Raw genomic sequence first — 17,293 nt, forward strand, 5'->3', positions numbered from 1 at the left:
GTGCGGACCCAGACGAAGCGGACCGGTCGGGTGTGGTGCGGTGCGGGTGCGGTCAGGGCGTCCGCGATCGACGCCCGCACCGCATCCGGGTCGACCGGGTCGGTCGCGAAGTGGCGGACCGAGCGGCGCAGCAGCACCGCCTCCGCCCGGCCCAGCTCGACGGATTCGGCGGTGCCGAGCCAGAACAGGTCCTCGGCGCCGCGGCGGATCAGATCCTGTGCCCGCGAACCGTCGTCGACCAGATCCAGGCCCCGCACGACCGCGACCGGTACCCCACCGAGTTTGCCCTTGACCAGATCCCCCGCGGCGGCGATCTCGTCGGCGACCGCCACCTCCGTCACCACCAGTTCGTTGCCCTGACTGTCGCGGGACCCGGCGTAGCCGTGCAGCACCGGCAGCCCGACCGCGCCGATCGCGGCGTCGATCTGACCGTTGCGCCACGCCCGGCCCATGGTGTCGGTGACCACCACCGCCACCCGCACCCCCAGCGCCACCTCGATCGCATCGCGCAGGGCGCGGGCGCTGGCGTCGGGATCCTCCGGCAGCAATGCGAGTTCGGAGCCCTCCACGTTCGAGCCGTCGATCCCCGACGCGGCCTGCACGACCCCGAGCCGGTTCTCGGTGATCAGGGTCCGGCCCTTGCGGGCCACGATCCGCACCGCTTCCTGCTCGACCAGGCGCCGTCGGGCGGCGTCGCGTTCCTCCGGGTCGGAGGGCGAGGACACGATCCGGCCCTCGACCTTCGAGAACACCTTGCTGGTGACCACCAGCACGTCCCCTTCGGCGAGCCACGGTGCGGCCGCGACGATCGCCGCCGCCAGGTCGTCGCCGGGCCGGAACTCGGGCAGACCGGTCACCGGGCGGATCTCGATCGCCCCGCCCGGGGCGTGATCGAGCCCGGACGCACCCGCAGGGTCGCTCACAACGTCACCCCCGCCACGTCCAGCGCCGCCCGCACCATCGCCGCGGTGGCGTCGGGGTCGGTCATGATCAGCGGCACCCGGGCCACCTCCACACCGGGGATCTCGGCGGTGTCGGTGTCGTGGACCAGCCAGCCGTCGAGGATCCCGGTCCCGGACCGTGCCCCGTACCACCGGCCGATCGCCTCCGCCGAGGTGTCCACCCCGATCACGTCGAGGCATTCGTCGGCCATGCCCCGCAACGGTTTTCCGCCGACGATCGGCGAGATCCCGACCACCTTCGCCGCGGTGGTGCGCAGACCACCCCGGATCCCGGGCACCGCTAGGATCGCCCCCACACTGACCACCGGATTCGACGGTGCCAGCAACACGATGTCGGCGGCCTCGATCGCCTCGAGCACCCCCGGCGCCGGGGCGGCCTGCTCGGCGCCGATGTGCGCGAAGCTGTGCGTCGGCACCTGGGCGCGGTACCGCACCCACCACTCCTGGAAGTGGATCGCCCGCTGCTCCCCGTCCTCGGGATCGGTGATCACGACGTGAGTTTCACTACGATCATCGGTCACCGGCAGCAAGGTCACACCCGGTTGCCACCGGTTGCACAACGCCTCGGTCACCGCCGACAACGGATACCCCGTCCGCAGCATCTGGGTGCGGATCAGATGCGTGGCGATGTCCCGGTCCCCGAGCCCGAACCAATCCGGTTTCGCACCATATGCGGCGAGTTCTTCCTTCGCGTTCCAGGTTTCCCCGGCATGCCCCCACCCACGCTCGGTGTCGATACCGCCGCCGAGGGTATACATGCAGGTATCCAGGTCCGGGCAGATCCGCAACCCGTGCATCCACACATCGTCACCGACATTGACCACCGCCGTAACGACATGGCCCGAATCGGCCCCCAGAAGTCTCCGCACACCTTGCAGGAACCGGGCCCCACCCACCCCGCCAACCAATACAGTCACGTTCACGGTGCAAGCCTAGGCGGTGGCCGCCCGCCTCCTGTGTGCTGCTTCCCCGGAGCGAATCGAGAGCGCGAAATAGTAATCGACTTTCGACGGTTAGCTTGACCGCGACACGCTGGGCGTGTCTAATCACAAATATGTCATTCCGACGTTGTGGGCGTGGAATCACTTGCAGCGGGGATCAATTCGAACGGTTGTTCGAACGGGTGGCAGGGGTGTTCGGTTCGGGGTACATGATCGATCGAAATTTTCTGCGCTATCACAGGTGAGGAGGCGGAACGATGCCCAATGAGCAGATCGAGTCGGAGACTCGCTGGAGCACAGTAAGCGACGAACCGCAGACCAATTCCGAAGCAGGCGCAGCGGACGGCGTCTGTGTTCAAGAAGTCTGTGTGCAAGAAGGCAGTGTGAAAGAAATTCCTGTGCCGGAACTCGTCGCACAGGAAGTCGAGACGACGGGCCCCCGCCCGGCGTTGAGTCTGGTGACCGGTTTCGACGAATTGTTCGAGACCATCGAGGATCAGTGGCAGGAACGCGCGCTCTGTGCGCAGACCGACCCTGAGGCCTTCTTCCCCGAAAAGGGAGGCTCCACCAGGGAAGCGAAGCGCATCTGCCTGGGCTGTGAGGTGCGGGACGAATGCCTCGACTACGCACTGGCCAACGACGAGCGGTTCGGTATCTGGGGTGGTCTGTCGGAGCGTGAGCGCCGGCGCCTGAAGCGGGGGATCGTCTAGTTCAGTCTTCGTCGCCCGGCAAATCCGGGTCGATGACCTCGGGTTCGACTCCGAGGTACGTACTCACCTGCTGTACGAGCACGTCGTGCACCAGGTCGGTGAGGTCGTCCGGGTCCTTGGCGCGCTGTTCGAGCGGTCGCCGGAACAGGACGACTCGCGCCCGCGTCGTGGATCCGTGCCGGTCGATGCCGGCCGGGATCAGTCGGGACAGTGGCACGGGCCCGTCCGCCACGACCTCGGCGGGCCAGTTGACCGAATCCGGGTCGAGCGCATGAATTTTCGGGACCTCGTCGACGGCGATGTCCAGCTTCGTCAGGCGTTCGCGCCAGCGCGCGTCGATCGGCGCGAACGCCTCGAGCACCACTAGATCGAACTTCTCTGCGCGGCTCCGTCGTGCCGGCGCGTCCGGAGGGAACACGGACCCGCGGATTCCCCGTCCCCGTCGGTCGACGGATCGGGTGGTCACGGGACGCCTGCGTCGTGCTCTGGACATGGTGTGGACATTACGACAGCCGCACACTCTCGGTGTGTCCGAGTAGGTGCCGGGCCTTCGTGGGGCTAGGCTCCCTAGCTGTGAGATCTCTGCGTCGATGCTGCCGCCCCGGGTGCAAGAACCCCGCTGTCGCGACGCTCACGTACGTCTACTCCGACTCCACCGCCGTCGTCGGCCCGCTCGCCACGGTCGACGAACCGCACTCGTGGGATCTGTGCGAAACGCACGCGTCGAGGATTACCGCACCCAAGGGCTGGGAACTGGTTCGGTACGAAGGTGGGTTCTCGTCGAGCACCCCGGACGAGGACGACCTGACCGCGCTGGCGGAGGCCGTGCGGGAGGCGGGCCTCGGCGATCGCGGGCGGTCCGAACGGACCCTGTCCACCGAGGATCGCGCGGAGACCGGCACCCAGCCCGGCCCGGCACGCACCGGTCGTCGCGGCCATCTGCGGGTACTTCCCGACCCTTCCAACTGACGTCCCGGCCTGCTTCGGGGCCTGCGGTCCGCGGCGTGCCGTGCCCGCGACGGGCAGGCATTAGGCTTGCGCCAGCACTGGTGCTCGTAAAGGAGAAACAAGAAGTGGCGCGATCAGCCGAGTCCGTACATGCCGTGATCAAGGCTTACGACGTGCGGGGTGTCGTCGGTGAACACATCGACGCCGCGTTCGTGCAGGACGTGGGTGGCGCATTCGCACGACTCGTTCGCGAGGACGGCGCCACGAAGGTCGTGATCGGCTACGACATGCGCGCGTCTTCCCCGGACCTGGCCCGTGCATTCGCCGACGGCGTCACCGCCCAGGGCCTGGACGTAGTCCTCATCGGTCTCGCGTCCACCGATCAGCTGTATTTCGCGTCGGGGCTGTTCGACTGCCCGGGTGCGATGTTCACGGCGAGCCACAACCCGGCGAAGTACAACGGCATCAAGCTGTGCCGCGCAGGCGCGAAGCCGGTGGGGCAGGAGACGGGCCTTTCCACGATCGCGGCCGAGGTCGTCGACGGGGTCCCCGCGTTCGACGGCGCTCCCGGCACGGTGTCCGAGGAGGACGTGCTCGAGCAGTACGCGAGCTTCGTCCGCGGACTGGTGAACCTCTCCGACCTCCGCCCGCTGACGGTCGCCGTCGACGCGGGCAACGGCATGGGCGGGCACACCGTTCCCGCGGTGTTCGAGCCGATGCCGGTGAAGCTGGAGCCGCTGTACTTCGAGCTCGACGGCACGTTCCCGAACCACGAGGCGAATCCGCTCGACCCGGCGAACCTCGTGGATCTGCAACGGTACGTCCGTGAGACCGGTGCCGACATCGGTCTGGCCTTCGACGGCGACGCGGACCGCTGCTTCGTGGTCGACGAGCTCGGCAACCCGGTGTCGCCGTCCGCCGTCACCGCCCTGGTCGCGGAGCGGGAGCTGGCCAAGGAGCCCGGCGCGACCGTCATCCACAACCTCATCACGTCCCGCGCGGTGCCGGAGCTGGTGACGGAGCTGGGCGGACACCCGGTCCGCACCCGGGTGGGGCATTCGTTCATCAAGCAGCAGATGGCAGAGACGGGCGCGATCTTCGGCGGCGAGCACTCCGCGCATTACTACTTCCGCGACTTCTGGGGCGCCGACTCCGGGATGCTCGCCGGACTGCACGTTCTCGCGGCGCTGGGGGAGCAGGATCGTCCGCTGTCCGAGCTGATGGCGAAGTACGAGCGGTACGCGGCGTCGGGGGAGATCAACTCGACCGTCGCGGACGCCGCCGAGCGGACCGACGCGGTGCTGTCGGCGTTCGCGGACCGCACCACGGTCGTGGACCGGCTCGACGGTGTCACGGTCGAACTGGCGGACGGCGCGTGGTTCAACGTGCGGGCCTCCAACACCGAGCCGCTCCTGCGACTGAACGTGGAGGCGGCGACGGCGGCCGAGGTAGATGCACTCGTTACCGAGATACTGGGCATCGTCCGAGCCTGACTGCCATAGTTGGAACTACAGGTTCTGCTCGTGTTGCGAATGTGGCTTGCACTGATGAAGAAAGGGGGTGCGGTGTCATGACAGCGCCGACGCCCCTGTTCGATCTGGACGACGGGGACGCACTGGTCGCGGCGGACACCGAGGGTGTGTTGCGTTCCGCCGCCATGGGGGGTGCCCAGATCCGGGCCACCCGGTCCGCGGTCGAGGAGGGGGCTCTCGAACGACTGCAGGGGCTGCGTCCGCGCAGCGTGGTGGTGGTGACCGGCGCGGGGCGTGCCAGCCGCGGGGCGGCGATCCTGACGGCGGTCCTCGCCGAACGGATCGGTTTCCCGCTGGTGCGCGCCACCCGGACCCCCGTGTGGGTGGGCCCGCTGGACGTGGTGGTGGTGGCCGGCGACGACGCAGGCGACCCCCGGCTCGTGCAGGCCATCGACGCAGCGGTGCGCCGCGGCGCCGAAGTCGTGGTGGCGGCGCCGGACGAGGGACCCTTGCAGGCCGCGGCGGCCGGACGCGTCGTCATGTTCGCGCCGCGGGTGCGGGCACTCACCCGGCACGGTCTGCTGCGGTACTTCGCCGTACTGCTGGCCGTCCTCCGCGTGGTCGGTTCGGAACGCTGGGGCGACGAGGTTCCCGACCTCGAGCAGATCGCCGACGCCGTCGACGGTGAGGCGCTGCGTGATAGGCCGAACAGCGAGGTGTTCCACAATCCGGCGAAATCGTTGGCCTCCCGCATGCAGGGACGCCGCATCGTGCTGACGGGTGACACGGAGAGCACGGTGGAACTGGCCCGGCACGGCGCCGAGGCGCTGCTGCACGCGGGTCGTGTGGCGACCGCGTCGGAACTTCCGGACGTTCTGAGCGCGGCGGGCACGTTCCGTGTCGACCAGGCGCTCTCCGCGCACGACTCGATATTCCACGATCCCGAGTTGGACGGTCCGCCGTCGGCGAGCCCGGTGCGCACGTTCGTGTTGTCCGCCGACGCCGATCGGATGCTCGTCGAACGCAGGATCGCCGCCCTGGGCGACGTCGACCTCGTCGTCGCGTCCTCGGACGAGGGTCAGGTTCCGTCGCAGCGTCCCGAGCTGGAACAGGCGGCGGTTCTCGTCGGCAGGCTCGACATGACTGCCGCGTATCTCCAGTTGATCGGCGGTATCTAGTGCACCGACTCGAAGGTGCGCTGCGGTCCTACGCGTGGGGATCGCGCACAGCCATCGCGCAGCTGCGTGGACTTCCGGTTCCCACGGCGCATCCGGAGGCGGAACTGTGGTTGGGCGCGCACCCGGGTGATCCCGCCCGCGTTCTCACCGAGGAGGGGCCCCGGTCCCTTCTGGACCTGGTGCACTCGGAACCCGAACGTCAGCTCGGCAAGCGGAGTGTGGAGACGTTCGGCGATCGCCTCCCGTTCCTGTTGAAGTTGCTCGCGTCGGAGGAACCACTGTCGTTGCAGGCCCATCCGAGCGCCGAGCAGGCGTGGGAGGGGTTCGCCCGGGAGAACGAAGCGGGAATCCCGCTCGAGTCCTCGGTGCGCAACTACAAGGACGCCAGCCACAAACCCGAACTCGTCGTGGCCCTCAGCCGGTTCCACGCGCTCGCCGGTTTCCGGGACCCTCAGCGGACGGTCAAGCTGCTCGAGGCGATCGCGGTTCCGGAGCTGCAGCCCTACGTCGGGCTGATTGCCGGACAACCCGACTCGGACGGTCTCCGCGCGCTGTTCACCACGTGGATCACGTTGCCGCAACCCGTGCTCGGCGCGCTGATGCCGAGGGTGCTCGACGGATGCGTCGCCTATCTGTCGAACACCAGGGACGGCGAGTTCGCGGCGGAGATCCGCACGGCCCTCGAATTGAGTGAGGTGTACCCGGGAGACGCGGGTGTGCTGGCCGCGCTCCTCCTGAACCGGGTCACCCTCGAACCGGGGCAGGGCCTGTACCTCGACGCGGGCAACCTCCACGCCTACCTGCACGGGATGGCCGTCGAGATCATGGCCAACTCCGACAACGTGCTGCGCGGGGGACTCACGCCCAAGCACGTGGACGTTCCGGAGTTGCTGCGCGTCCTCGACTTCGACACCGTCGACATTCCGATACTGGAGGCGCAAGAGCGCCCGGGCAGTGGCGAATTCGTGTACTCCACGCCGGCGCCGGAATTCGTTCTCGCGCGGATCGACCTGACACCGGACGGCCCCACGGAGCACCGGCTCGACTCGGAGGGACCGCACATTCTGCTGTGCACTTCGGGTTCGGTGGAGTTGCGGTGCGGAACCGATGCCCTCGAACTGTCCCAGGGCAACGCCGTCTGGATCGCGGCTGAGGACCCCGAAGTGCTGGTGACCGCGGGCACCGAGTGCGCCCAGTTGTTCAGTGCGAGGGTCGGCCCGCCGATCGCGTAGCCTGTACCCGCCCTGATCCGGGAGGGGCTCCGCGGCCCGTCGCGAGGGTCGTGTGCGACCGAGAGGAGAAGTCAGTTGTCGGCTCATGGTGGGAAGAAGGCGATTCTCGCCGCGCTCGGCGCCAATGCCGGTATCGCGGTGGCCAAGTTCGCCGGCTTCCTGATCACCGGCTCGTCATCCATGCTTGCGGAATCCGTGCACTCGGTGGCCGACACCTCCAACCAGGGCCTGCTCCTGCTCGGCCAGAAGAAGGCCGAACGCGCCGCCGACGACCTGCACCAGTTCGGGTACGGGCGTAGCCGCTACTTCTACTCGTTCGTCGTCGCGCTCGTGTTGTTCAGCCTCGGTTCGCTGTTCGCGATCTACGAGGGCATCCACAAGATCCAGCATCCCGAGGAACTCACGTCGCCCCTCGTGGCGGTGGTCATCCTGGTGATCGCCATCGGACTCGAGACGTTCAGCTTCCTCACCGCCGTGCGGGAGTCGCGCCCCCTCAAGGGGAACACGAGCTGGTGGGGATTCATTCGCACGTCGCGCAGCCCGGAGCTTCCCGTCGTGCTGCTCGAGGACACCGGCGCACTGGTCGGTCTGGTTCTCGCGCTCGGCGGTGTCGGACTGACGATGCTCACCGGGGATCCGGTGTGGGACGGTGTCGGCACCCTCTGCATCGGCGCCCTGCTCGGAATCATCGCGATCATCCTCATCGTCGAGATGCAGAGCCTGCTGATCGGTGAAGGGGCCACCGCCGACGAGGAGTCGCGCATTCTCGCCGCCCTCGTCGACGGCGAGAAGATCGAGCGCGTCATCCATTGCAAGACGCAGTACCTCGGACCCGAGGAAATCCTCGTGGCCGCGAAAGTGGCCGTGGCCGCCGGATCGGATATCAGTGCGGTCGCCGACGCCATCGACGAGGCCGAGGCGCGAGTGCGTGGCGCCGTCCCCGCGGCTCGCCGCATCTACATCGAACCCGACCTGTTCCGGGCAACCGAAGGCATAGGCTGAACGGCAACTTTCGATTGAGGAGGCTGATGTGGCCATCCAGGACAAAGGCAGCGGAAAACCGCACCTCGGCGGCAGGCCGACCGGGTTGTTCCGCACCAAGTCGATCGAGCAGTCGATCCGAGACACGGACGAACCGGAAACCAAACTCCGCAAGGATCTGACGGCGTGGGACCTGACCGTCTTCGGTGTCGCCGTCGTCATCGGTGCAGGCATCTTCACGCTCACCGCGCGCACTGCAGGCAACGTCGCCGGGCCCTCGGTGTCGGCGGCGTTCGTGATCGCCGCCATCGCGTGCGGGCTCGCCGCGCTCTGCTACGCCGAGTTCGCCTCGACCGTTCCGGTCGCGGGCAGCGCGTACACGTTCTCCTACGCGACGTTCGGTGAACTGATCGCGTGGATCATCGGCTGGGACCTCATCCTCGAATTCGCGCTCGCCGCGTCGGTCGTGGCGAAAGGCTGGTCGCTCTATCTCGGTGAGGTGATCGGCAACCACACGCCGGTGGCGCAGATCGGCTCGGTCACGTTCGACTGGGGTGCGGTACTCATCGTCGCGATCATCACCGTCGTGCTGGCGACGGGCACCAAGCTGTCGTCGCGGGTCTCCCTCGTGATCACCTCGATCAAGGTGGCCGTGGTGCTCGTGGTGGTGGTCGTCGGCGCGTTCTACATCGACACCGACAACTACTCGCCGTACATTCCCCCGTCCGAGGCGGGCAGCACGGGCGAGGGCATCCACCAGTCCCTGTTCTCCTACGTCACGGGCGCAGGCGGCAGCACGTTCGGCTGGTACGGACTGCTGGCGGCGGCGAGCCTGGTGTTCTTCGCGTTCATCGGTTTCGACATCGTCGCCACCACCGCCGAGGAGACGAAGGATCCGCAGAAGGCGCTGCCCCGCGGAATTCTGGGATCGCTGCTGATCGTGACAGTCCTGTACGTAGCGGTGACGCTGGTGCTCACCGGCATGGTCGACTACCACGAATTGGCTGGGGACAGTTCCAATCTGGCCACCGCGTTCGGCATCCACGGGATCACGTGGGCGAAGAATCTGATCTCGTTCGGTGCGCTCGCGGGCCTCACCACCGTGGTGATGGTGCTGATGCTCGGGCAGACCCGGGTGCTGTTCGCCATGTCCCGGGACGGACTGATGCCGAGGCGGCTCGCGCCGACCGGCAAGCACGGCACACCCGTTCGGATCACCGTGCTCGTCGGAGTCGTGGTGGCGGTGCTCGCGGGGATCTTCCCGATCGGCACCCTCGAGGAGATGGTCAACATCGGAACGCTGTTCGCGTTCGTCCTCGTGTCGGTCGGCGTGATCGTGCTGCGCCGGACGCGACCGGACCTGCCCCGCGGATTCCGTGTCCCACTGGTGCCGTGGGTGCCCGTCCTCGCCGTCCTCGCCTGCCTGTGGTTGATGGTGAATCTGTCCGTCGAGACGTGGATCCGGTTCATCGTGTGGATGGCGCTCGGCGTGATCATCTACTTCGCCTACAGCCGCCGCCACTCGATGATGGAGAGACGAAGCCGCGGCGAGGTCTGACACGCAACGGGTTTCGACGTCCGCGTGCCGGAGCGGCAGTACCGGGCGAGTACCCCGGAGATGGCGGGCACTAATGTCTTGGCCATGACTTCGTCGCGTGTCCGGGTGCCCTATCAGGAGGCTGCGCGCCTTCTGCTGCGTCAGTCGGTGCTCGATGCGATGCGGGATCTCCTGTTCGAGAAGGACTGGTCGGACATCACGATGTCGGATGTCGCGGCCGGCGCCGGGGTGAGCAGGCAGACGCTCTACAACGAGTTCAAGTCCCGGCAGGGGCTGGCGGAGGCGTACGCCCTCCGGCTGGCCGACGAACTGGTCGACGCCGTCGACGAGGCGCTCGTGGCGAACGTCGGGGAAGGTCGGGCCGCGCTGCTCTCCGGGTTCACCGCGTTCTTCGCGGCCAGCCTGTCCGACCCGCTCGTACAGTCACTTCTGCGCGGTGAGACCAAGCCCGATCTGCTGCGTCTGATCACGACCGAGAGCGCGCCGATCATCGAGCGGGCGTCCACGCGGCTCGCCGACGTCTTCCAGCGGTGCTGGGTGCGGGCGAGCCCGTCGGACGCGGGGATTCTCAGCCGCGCCATCGTGCGCCTCGCTATGAGCTACATCTCGATGCCACCCGAATCCGAGGCCAACGTCGCCGAGGATCTGGGTGCTCTTCTGGGGCCTTTCGTGGACGAGGCGGTCGACGGGGCCGATCGGGAGTGACCGCCCCGCGGCGCAGCCTCACGTGAGTGTGACCCTCGGGCCGCAGTACCGATAGCCTTGACCGAAACAGCAGTCAAACAGGAGAGGCAGATGACGACCTCAGTTTCAACCACGCCCGTGGCCGAGAGCCGAAACGGGATCGATTTCAAGGTGGCGGACCTTTCGCTCGCCGAGTTCGGCCGCAAGGAGATCCGGCTCGCCGAGCACGAGATGCCGGGACTGATGGCGCTTCGCCGCGAGTACGCAGAGGTACTGCCGCTCAAGGGCGCTCGCATTTCCGGTTCGCTGCACATGACCATCCAGACGGCCGTCCTCATCGAAACGCTCGTCGCTCTGGGCGCCGAGGTCCGCTGGGCCTCGTGCAACATCTTCTCGACGCAGGATCACGCCGCCGCCGCGATCGTCGTCGGCCCGCACGGCACGCCCGAGGAGCCGCAGGGCACCCCGGTCTTCGCATGGAAGGGCGAGACGCTCGAGGAGTACTGGTGGGCCGCCGAGCAGATGCTCACCTGGCCGGACGCCGACAAGCCCGCGAACATGATCCTCGACGACGGCGGCGACGCCACGATGCTCGTCCTCAAGGGCGCGCAGTTCGAGAAGGCCGGCGTCGTGCCGCCCACCGACGACGAGCAGGATTCCGACGAGTACAAGGTGTTCCTCGCCCTGCTGCGTCAGTCCCTCGAAGCGGACAAGACCAAGTGGACCAAGGTTGCGGAGTCGGTCCAGGGCGTCACCGAGGAGACCACGACCGGTGTCCTGCGTCTCTACCAGGTCGCGGCCGCCGGTGAACTCACGTTCCCTGCCATCAACGTCAACGACTCGGTCACCAAGAGCAAGTTCGACAACAAGTACGGCACCCGGCACTCGCTGCTCGACGGCATCAACCGCGGCACCGACGTGCTGATCGGCGGCAAGGCCGCGCTCGTCTGCGGTTACGGCGACGTCGGCAAGGGTTGCGCGGAGGCTCTGCGCGGACAGGGTGCCCGCGTCGCGGTCACCGAGGTCGACCCCATCAACGCCCTCCAGGCGCTGATGGACGGCTTCGAGGTGAAGACGGTCGAGCAGGCCATCGGCTGGGCCGACATCGTCATCACGTCCACGGGCAACAAGGACATCATCACGTTCGAGCACATGAAGCAGATGAAGCACCAGGCCATCCTGGGCAACATCGGCCACTTCGACAACGAGATCGACATGGCGGGCCTCGAGCGTTCCGGCGAGGTCACCCGCATCAACATCAAGCCGCAGGTGGACGAGTTCCGGTTCAAGGACGGCCACTCGATCATCGTGCTGTCCGAGGGCCGCCTGCTGAACCTCGGCAACGCCACCGGCCACCCCTCGTTCGTGATGAGCAACAGCTTCTCCAACCAGGTGATCGCGCAGATCGAACTGTGGACGAAGCCGGAGGAGTACGACAACGAGGTGTACCGCCTCCCGAAGCACCTCGACGAGAAGGTCGCGAAGATCCACGTCGAGGCGCTTGGTGGCACGCTCACCAAGCTCACGAAGGAGCAGGCGGAGTACATCGGCGTCGACGTCGAGGGCCCGTTCAAGCCCGAGCACTACCGCTACTAGAGGCCGCGGCGTCCCCCGGCCCGTCACGTGTGGGCCGGGGGATAGCCTTCTACCTCGTGGGAAAACTGATTGCGCTGGAAGGCCTGGACGGCGCCGGCAAGCGAACACTCGTCGGCGCAGTGGTGGCACGCCTCACCGAACAGGGCGTGACGGTCGGCACCCTCGACTTTCCGCGGTACGGCAGGTCCGTGCACGCGGATCTGGCGTCCGAGGCCCTCAAGGGCGCGCACGGCGACCTCAGCGACTCCGTGCACGCGATGGCCGTGTTGTTCGCGCTGGACCGGTCCGGTGCCGTCGGGGAGCTCGCAGAGCTGCTCGCCGGATACGACCTGGTGATCCTCGACCGCTATGTGGCGTCCAACGCCGCGTACGGTGCGGCCCGGTTACATCAGGGGGCGGACGGGGAGTTCGTGGGCTGGGTGCAGAACCTCGAATTCGAGCGGCTGGGGCTGCCCCGGCCCGACCTGCAGCTGTATCTCGACGTCCCCGTGGCACTCGCCGCGCAACGCGCCCGCGGCCGCGAATCGGCGGATGCGAGCCGGTCGCTGGACGCCTACGAACGCGACCGTGGACTGCAGGAACGCACCGGCGAGGTGTACCGCGAGCTGGCCGTGAAGGACTGGATTTCGCCGTGGTGGGTGCTCACCCCGGACACCGATCCGGTCACGCTCGCCGAAAACCTGGCACTCTTGAGTGACGACACGGCACGCCGTGACGAGAAAGAACACGGCACGCCGTAACGGCGAACGGGCTGTTACGGCCTCCGAAGATGCAACGATAGGGACATGAAGCCAAGGATTCTGGTTGTCGACGACGACACTGCGCTCGCGGAGATGCTCACGATCGTCCTCCGCGGCGAAGGATTCGATCCGTATGTGGTGGGGGACGGGACCCAGGCGCTCACCGCGGTCCGGGAGACACGCCCGGACCTCGTGCTGCTCGACCTGATGCTGCCCGGCATGAACGGCATCGACGTGTGCCGCGTCCTGCGGGCCGATTCCGGTGTGCCCATCGTGATGCTGACCGCGAAGACGGACACCGTCGACGTGGTCCTCGGATTGGAATCCGGCGCGGACGACTACATCATGAAGCCGTTCAAGCCGAAGGAGCTGGTGGCGCGGGTTCGGGCACGGCTTCGCCGGACCGAGGACGAGCCGGCCGAGCTCCTCAGCATCGCCGACATCGTCATCGACGTCCCCGCCCACAAGGTGAGCCGGGGCGAAGAACTGATCTCCCTCACCCCCCTCGAGTTCGACCTCCTGGTGGCTCTGGCGCGCAAGCCGCGACAGGTGTTCACCCGTGAGGTCCTGCTCGAGCAGGTGTGGGGTTACCGACATGCAGCCGACACCCGACTGGTCAACGTGCACGTTCAGCGTCTGCGGGCCAAGGTCGAGACTGATCCCGAAAATCCCGAAGTGGTTTTGACGGTCAGGGGGGTCGGCTACAAGGCCGGACCGCCGTGACAGGTGTTTCCCGATGGCGGCGTCGTGTCAACCGACGCGTTTCGCCGATCCTTCGGTGGGGTCACTCACTGAGCAATACCCTCGCGCACACGTGGCGTCGTTCGCTGCAGCTGAGGGTCGTCGTCTCGACGTTGACGTTGTCGCTCATCGTCATCGTCGTGCTCGGCGTCGTGCTGACGAGTCAGATCACCGACCGTCTGCTCGAAACGAAGATCAACGCGGCGACCGAGGAGATGGACCGTGCCCGCAGCACGGTCGAGGGGCAGTTGGCCGGCGCGGACGACAGTAGTTCGCCCACCACCCAGCTCGACGGTGCCCGGGCCGCGCTGACGAACCGGGAGCCCGACGCCGGTCAGGCGTCGGGGTCGGCGGGAACGTTCGATCCCGTGCTGATCGTGCCCGGTGACGGCCCCCGGGCCCCGACGTCCAGCGGTCCGGCGGACCAGATCCCGGAATCGTTGCGGGCGTTCGTCCAGGCCGGTCAGGTTGCCTATCAGTTCGCCACCGTGAACGATCCCGAAGGCTATTCGGGGCCGGCGCTGATCGTCGGGAGCCCGACCGCGTCCGCGATCTCCACGCTCGAGCTGTACCTCGTGTTCCCGCTGGCCAGTGAGGACCGCAGCCTGTCGCTGGTTCGCGGCACGCTGCTGGTGGGTGGTGCGGTGCTCGCCGTGCTGCTCGCGGCCATCGCGCTTCTCGTCGCCCGGCAGGTGGTTCTGCCCATCCGGTCGGCGTCCCGGATCGCGGTGCGCTTCGCCGACGGCCGGCTGAAGGAACGCATGCCGGTGCGCGGCGAGGACGACATGGCCCGGCTGGCGATGTCCTTCAACGAGATGGCCGAGAGCCTCTCGAAACAGATCACCCAGCTCGAGGAGTTCGGAAATCTCCAGAAGAGATTCACCTCCGACGTGAGCCACGAGCTGCGGACCCCGCTGACGACCGTGCGCATGGCGGCCGACCTCATCCACGACGGCAGCGACGACCTCGACCCCGTGCTCCGGCGGTCGTCGGAATTGCTGGTCGCCGAACTCGACCGGTTCGAGGGGTTGCTGGCCGACCTCCTCGAGATCAGCAGGCACGACGCCGGTGTCGCGGAACTGGCCGCCGAGCAACTCGACGTCCGGATGTGTGCGCGTGCGGCGATCTCGACGGTCCGTCACCTCGCGCGCGAGAGCGGGACCGAACTGATCGTTGACCTGCCCGATCAGGCAGTCATGGCCGAGGTGGACCCGCGTCGCGTGGAACGCATTCTGCGGAACCTCCTCGCGAACGCGATCGATCACGGAGAAGGCAAACCGGTGCTGCTGCGCCTGCGCGCCGACGACAGCGCTGCGGCGTTCATCGTGCGCGACCAGGGCGTGGGGCTGCGGCCGGGCGAGGAGAAGCTGGTGTTCAACAGGTTCTGGCGGTCCGACCCGTCGCGTGTGCGACGGTCGGGCGGTACCGGCCTCGGACTCGCGATCAGTGTGGAGGACGCGAATCTCCACGACGGCAGGCTCGAGGCGTGGGGCGAACCCGGCCAAGGCGCCTGCTTCCGGCTGACGCTGCCGCGGGTGCGGGGCCGCAAGGTCGTGTCGAGCCCGCTGCCGTTGAAACCGGGAACCGCGAAATACGTTCAAGGGCAGCCCGTCCCGGGCGACACCACGTTGCCGGTGCGCAACGAGAGTCCGGAGACGGTGGCCGACGAGTCCCGCACGGTTCCCCGGAAGCGCGAGCGAGCACACGTCGGTGACCGAGACGGTTCGCACCTTCCGGAGCAGGACCTGTGACGCCCGGCCGGCGATCCGCCCTGCTGTCGCGGTCGGTGTGCGGAGCGATCGTCCTGGCGGTGCTCGTGACGGTCAGTGGGTGCGCGAGCCTCCCGGATTCCTCCACACCGCAGGCGATCGGCACGATCAACCGTGACTCGCCGGGATCGAGTGTCGCGGCCCCCGCGCCGGGGCGTGAACCCGACCTGCTGCTCCGCGACTTCTTCAAGGCCAGCACGGACCCGACCGACCGGCATCTGGCGGCCCGCCAATTCCTCACCGCCGGGGTGTCCGGCAGCTGGGACGACGCGGCCAGCGCGACCATCGTCGACAAGGTCGACGTGCTGCCGGAGACCCGGTCCGCCGACAAGGCGACGTACACGATCCGCGCCAACAAGGTGGGGCAGCTCGAGCCCGGCGGACTGTACGTGGCGGAGGAGGGAAGCTTCGAGACGAAGATCAGCCTCGAGCTACTCGACGGTGAGTGGAGGATCTCCGAGCTCCCCGCCGGCGTGATCCTGGACCGGGCACAGTTCCTGAACACCTATCAGCGCAAATCGCTGTACTTCCTGGATCCGGCCGGGACAACGGTCGTGCCGGATCCGCGCTGGGTGTCGGGCGCCCAGGACCAGATGGCGTCGCAGCTGATCGGCCTGCTGATCGACGGGCCGAAGGCCGCCCTCGCCCCGGCCGTGCGCAACGAGCTCGGTGACGGCGTGTCGGTGCGGGGCCCGATCACGAAGGCCGACGGCCGCACCGCGCAGGTGGGGGTGGGGCTCGGCGGCATCCGGATCGATTTCGCCGGCGTGCCGCCGATGGACGCGCAGGCGAAGCAGCTGTTCGCGGCGCAAGTGATCTGGACGCTGGCCAACGCGGAGATCTCGGGCCCGTATGTGCTGCTCGCCGACGGCGAGCCCTTCGACGAGCGGTTCCCGAACGGGTGGACCACCGCGGACGTCGCGTCGATGAATCCGTTCGCGACCTCGAGTGCCACCGTGGGGCTGCACGCGCTGCGCGAGGGGTCGATGGTGAGCGTCACCGAGACCGGCGTCACCCCGGTGCCCGGGTACTTCGGTTCGGCCCGCAACATGCGTTCGCTCGCGCTGTCGCAGGACGGAAAGCTGGTCGCCGCGGTCGCGGACACCGGGCGTCCCGCCCCGGAACCCGCGAGTTCGCTGATGGTCGGCGCATACGAGGACGGTGCCGCGTCGGTGCTCGAAGGCGGCGCGATCACCCGCCCGACATGGGCACCCGACAATTCGGCGATCTGGGCAGCGGTCAACGGCAACACGGTGATTCGGGTGTTGCGCGAGCCCGGAACCGGCCGGACGTCGGTGGTCAACGTCGATGCCGGCGCCGTCACCGCGCTGGGTGCCACGATCACCGAGTTGCGGCTGTCCCGCGACGGGGTGCGCGCGGCGCTGATCGTCGACGGCAAGGTCTACCTCGCGATCGTCACCCAGATGCCGGGCGGTGAGTACGCGTTGACGAATCCCCGTGCGGTCGCGATCGGTCTGGGCAGCCCGGCGCTGTCGCTGGACTGGAGCACGAGCGACACGATCGTCGTCGCGCGCGCGGCCTCGGACATCCCGGTGGTGCAGGTGGCCGTCGACGGCTCGCGGATGGACGCGCTGCCGAGCCGCAACCTGACCGCGCCGGTGGTGGCCGTGGACGCGTCCACGACCACGGAGTTCGTCGCCGACTCCCGCGCGGTGTTCCAGTTGAACAACAACGATCCGGCGGGCGACCGGTACTGGCGGGAGGTCCCCGGATTGACGGGTGTGAAGGCGATCCCGGTCCTGCCGGGCTGAGGCTGTCGG

General features: G+C 67.9%; 16 protein-coding genes. 13 read left to right on the forward strand and 3 right to left on the reverse strand.

What is annotated here, in order from left to right; translation table 11 throughout:
* Together ACNJ7E_RS35075 and cofD are read right to left on the reverse strand one after the other, a co-directional pair.
* Positions 1-923 (reverse strand): coenzyme F420-0:L-glutamate ligase (locus tag ACNJ7E_RS35075; protein WP_418341998.1); only part of this gene is annotated, 923 nt, incomplete at its 3' end.
* Positions 920-1,885, reverse strand: coding sequence for a 2-phospho-L-lactate transferase (gene cofD / locus ACNJ7E_RS35080; protein WP_283335207.1), 966 nt, complete (start codon positions 1,883-1,885; stop codon positions 920-922). The genes ACNJ7E_RS35075 and cofD, both read right to left, overlap by 4 nt.
* A 467-nt stretch (positions 1,886-2,352) precedes the next feature.
* Here cofD and ACNJ7E_RS35085 point away from each other — a divergent pair, with 467 nt between their 5' ends.
* Positions 2,353-2,613 (forward strand): WhiB family transcriptional regulator, encoded by a 261-nt coding sequence (locus tag ACNJ7E_RS35085; protein ID WP_166680705.1) that lies wholly within the window; start codon positions 2,353-2,355, stop codon positions 2,611-2,613.
* A 1-nt stretch (position 2,614) separates the two neighbouring features.
* Here the strand turns inward: ACNJ7E_RS35085 and ACNJ7E_RS35090 are convergent, their stop codons facing one another.
* A complete protein-coding gene (locus tag ACNJ7E_RS35090) occupies positions 2,615-3,106 on the reverse strand; it encodes a metallopeptidase family protein (RefSeq protein ID WP_029539455.1) in 492 nt (163 codons plus the stop codon).
* Positions 3,107-3,186: 80 nt separating this feature from the next.
* Here ACNJ7E_RS35090 and ACNJ7E_RS35095 point away from each other — a divergent pair, with 80 nt between their 5' ends.
* The 12 genes from ACNJ7E_RS35095 (at position 3,187) to lpqB (ending at position 17,284) form a co-directional block, all read left to right on the forward strand.
* Positions 3,187-3,582 (forward strand): DUF3499 domain-containing protein, encoded by a 396-nt coding sequence (locus ACNJ7E_RS35095; RefSeq protein ID WP_280781622.1) that lies wholly within the window; start codon positions 3,187-3,189, stop codon positions 3,580-3,582.
* A gap of 104 nt (positions 3,583-3,686) precedes the next feature.
* Positions 3,687-5,054 (forward strand): phosphomannomutase/phosphoglucomutase, encoded by a 1,368-nt coding sequence (locus ACNJ7E_RS35100; protein ID WP_280781623.1) that lies wholly within the window; start codon positions 3,687-3,689, stop codon positions 5,052-5,054.
* 77 nt (positions 5,055-5,131) lie between these two features.
* Positions 5,132-6,211 (forward strand): hypothetical protein, encoded by a 1,080-nt coding sequence (locus ACNJ7E_RS35105; RefSeq protein WP_009479522.1) that lies wholly within the window; start codon positions 5,132-5,134, stop codon positions 6,209-6,211.
* Complete coding sequence (manA, locus tag ACNJ7E_RS35110) at positions 6,211-7,443, forward strand: mannose-6-phosphate isomerase, class I (RefSeq protein ID WP_418342062.1); 1,233 nt, start codon at positions 6,211-6,213, stop codon at positions 7,441-7,443. The genes ACNJ7E_RS35105 and manA overlap by 1 nt, the downstream gene beginning before the upstream one ends.
* 75 nt (positions 7,444-7,518) lie before the next feature.
* Positions 7,519-8,445, forward strand: coding sequence for a cation diffusion facilitator family transporter (locus ACNJ7E_RS35115; protein ID WP_418342063.1), 927 nt, complete (start codon positions 7,519-7,521; stop codon positions 8,443-8,445).
* 28 nt (positions 8,446-8,473) lie between these two features.
* Entirely contained in the window at positions 8,474-9,982 is a 1,509-nt protein-coding gene (locus ACNJ7E_RS35120) for an amino acid permease (RefSeq protein ID WP_280781626.1), read from the forward strand.
* Between the two features lie 84 nt (positions 9,983-10,066).
* Positions 10,067-10,687 (forward strand): TetR/AcrR family transcriptional regulator, encoded by a 621-nt coding sequence (locus tag ACNJ7E_RS35125; protein ID WP_283335211.1) that lies wholly within the window; start codon positions 10,067-10,069, stop codon positions 10,685-10,687.
* Positions 10,688-10,777: 90 nt separating this feature from the next.
* Positions 10,778-12,262, forward strand: a complete 1,485-nt coding sequence (gene ahcY / locus ACNJ7E_RS35130) for an adenosylhomocysteinase (protein ID WP_105413171.1) — start codon at positions 10,778-10,780, stop codon at positions 12,260-12,262.
* A 56-nt stretch (positions 12,263-12,318) separates the two neighbouring features.
* Positions 12,319-13,002 (forward strand): dTMP kinase, encoded by a 684-nt coding sequence (locus tag ACNJ7E_RS35135; protein ID WP_418342064.1) that lies wholly within the window; start codon positions 12,319-12,321, stop codon positions 13,000-13,002.
* A gap of 45 nt (positions 13,003-13,047) precedes the next feature.
* Positions 13,048-13,725: an MtrAB system response regulator MtrA gene (gene mtrA / locus ACNJ7E_RS35140; protein WP_005240059.1), complete on the forward strand. Its 678-nt coding sequence runs from the start codon at positions 13,048-13,050 to the stop codon at positions 13,723-13,725.
* Entirely contained in the window at positions 13,722-15,494 is a 1,773-nt protein-coding gene (mtrB, locus tag ACNJ7E_RS35145; protein WP_283353761.1) for an MtrAB system histidine kinase MtrB, read from the forward strand. The genes mtrA and mtrB overlap by 4 nt, the downstream gene beginning before the upstream one ends.
* The gene (lpqB, locus tag ACNJ7E_RS35150) at positions 15,491-17,284 is read left to right on the forward strand and encodes an MtrAB system accessory lipoprotein LpqB (protein ID WP_280781629.1); all 1,794 of its coding nucleotides are present in this window, start codon (positions 15,491-15,493) and stop codon (positions 17,282-17,284) included. Before mtrB ends, lpqB begins: the two co-directional genes overlap by 4 nt.
* Positions 17,285-17,293: the final 9 nt, after the last annotated feature.

The sequence above is a fragment of the Rhodococcus mengyinensis genome (genome assembly GCF_048381435.1).
Lineage (GTDB): Bacteria > Actinomycetota > Actinomycetes > Mycobacteriales > Mycobacteriaceae > Rhodococcus_F > Rhodococcus_F opacus_D.

What these genes read in the sequence shown, in the direction of transcription:
- ACNJ7E_RS35090 (WP_029539455.1), bottom strand. Translation starts at nt 3,106, where the DNA reads ATGTCCAGAGCACGACGCAGGCGTCCCGTGACCACCCGATCCGTCGAC.
- ACNJ7E_RS35105 (WP_009479522.1), top strand. Translation starts at nt 5,132, where the DNA reads ATGACAGCGCCGACGCCCCTGTTCGATCTGGACGACGGGGACGCACTG.
- ACNJ7E_RS35125 (WP_283335211.1), top strand. Translation starts at nt 10,067, where the DNA reads ATGACTTCGTCGCGTGTCCGGGTGCCCTATCAGGAGGCTGCGCGCCTT.
- ahcY (WP_105413171.1), top strand. Translation starts at nt 10,778, where the DNA reads ATGACGACCTCAGTTTCAACCACGCCCGTGGCCGAGAGCCGAAACGGG.
- mtrA (WP_005240059.1), top strand. Translation starts at nt 13,048, where the DNA reads ATGAAGCCAAGGATTCTGGTTGTCGACGACGACACTGCGCTCGCGGAG.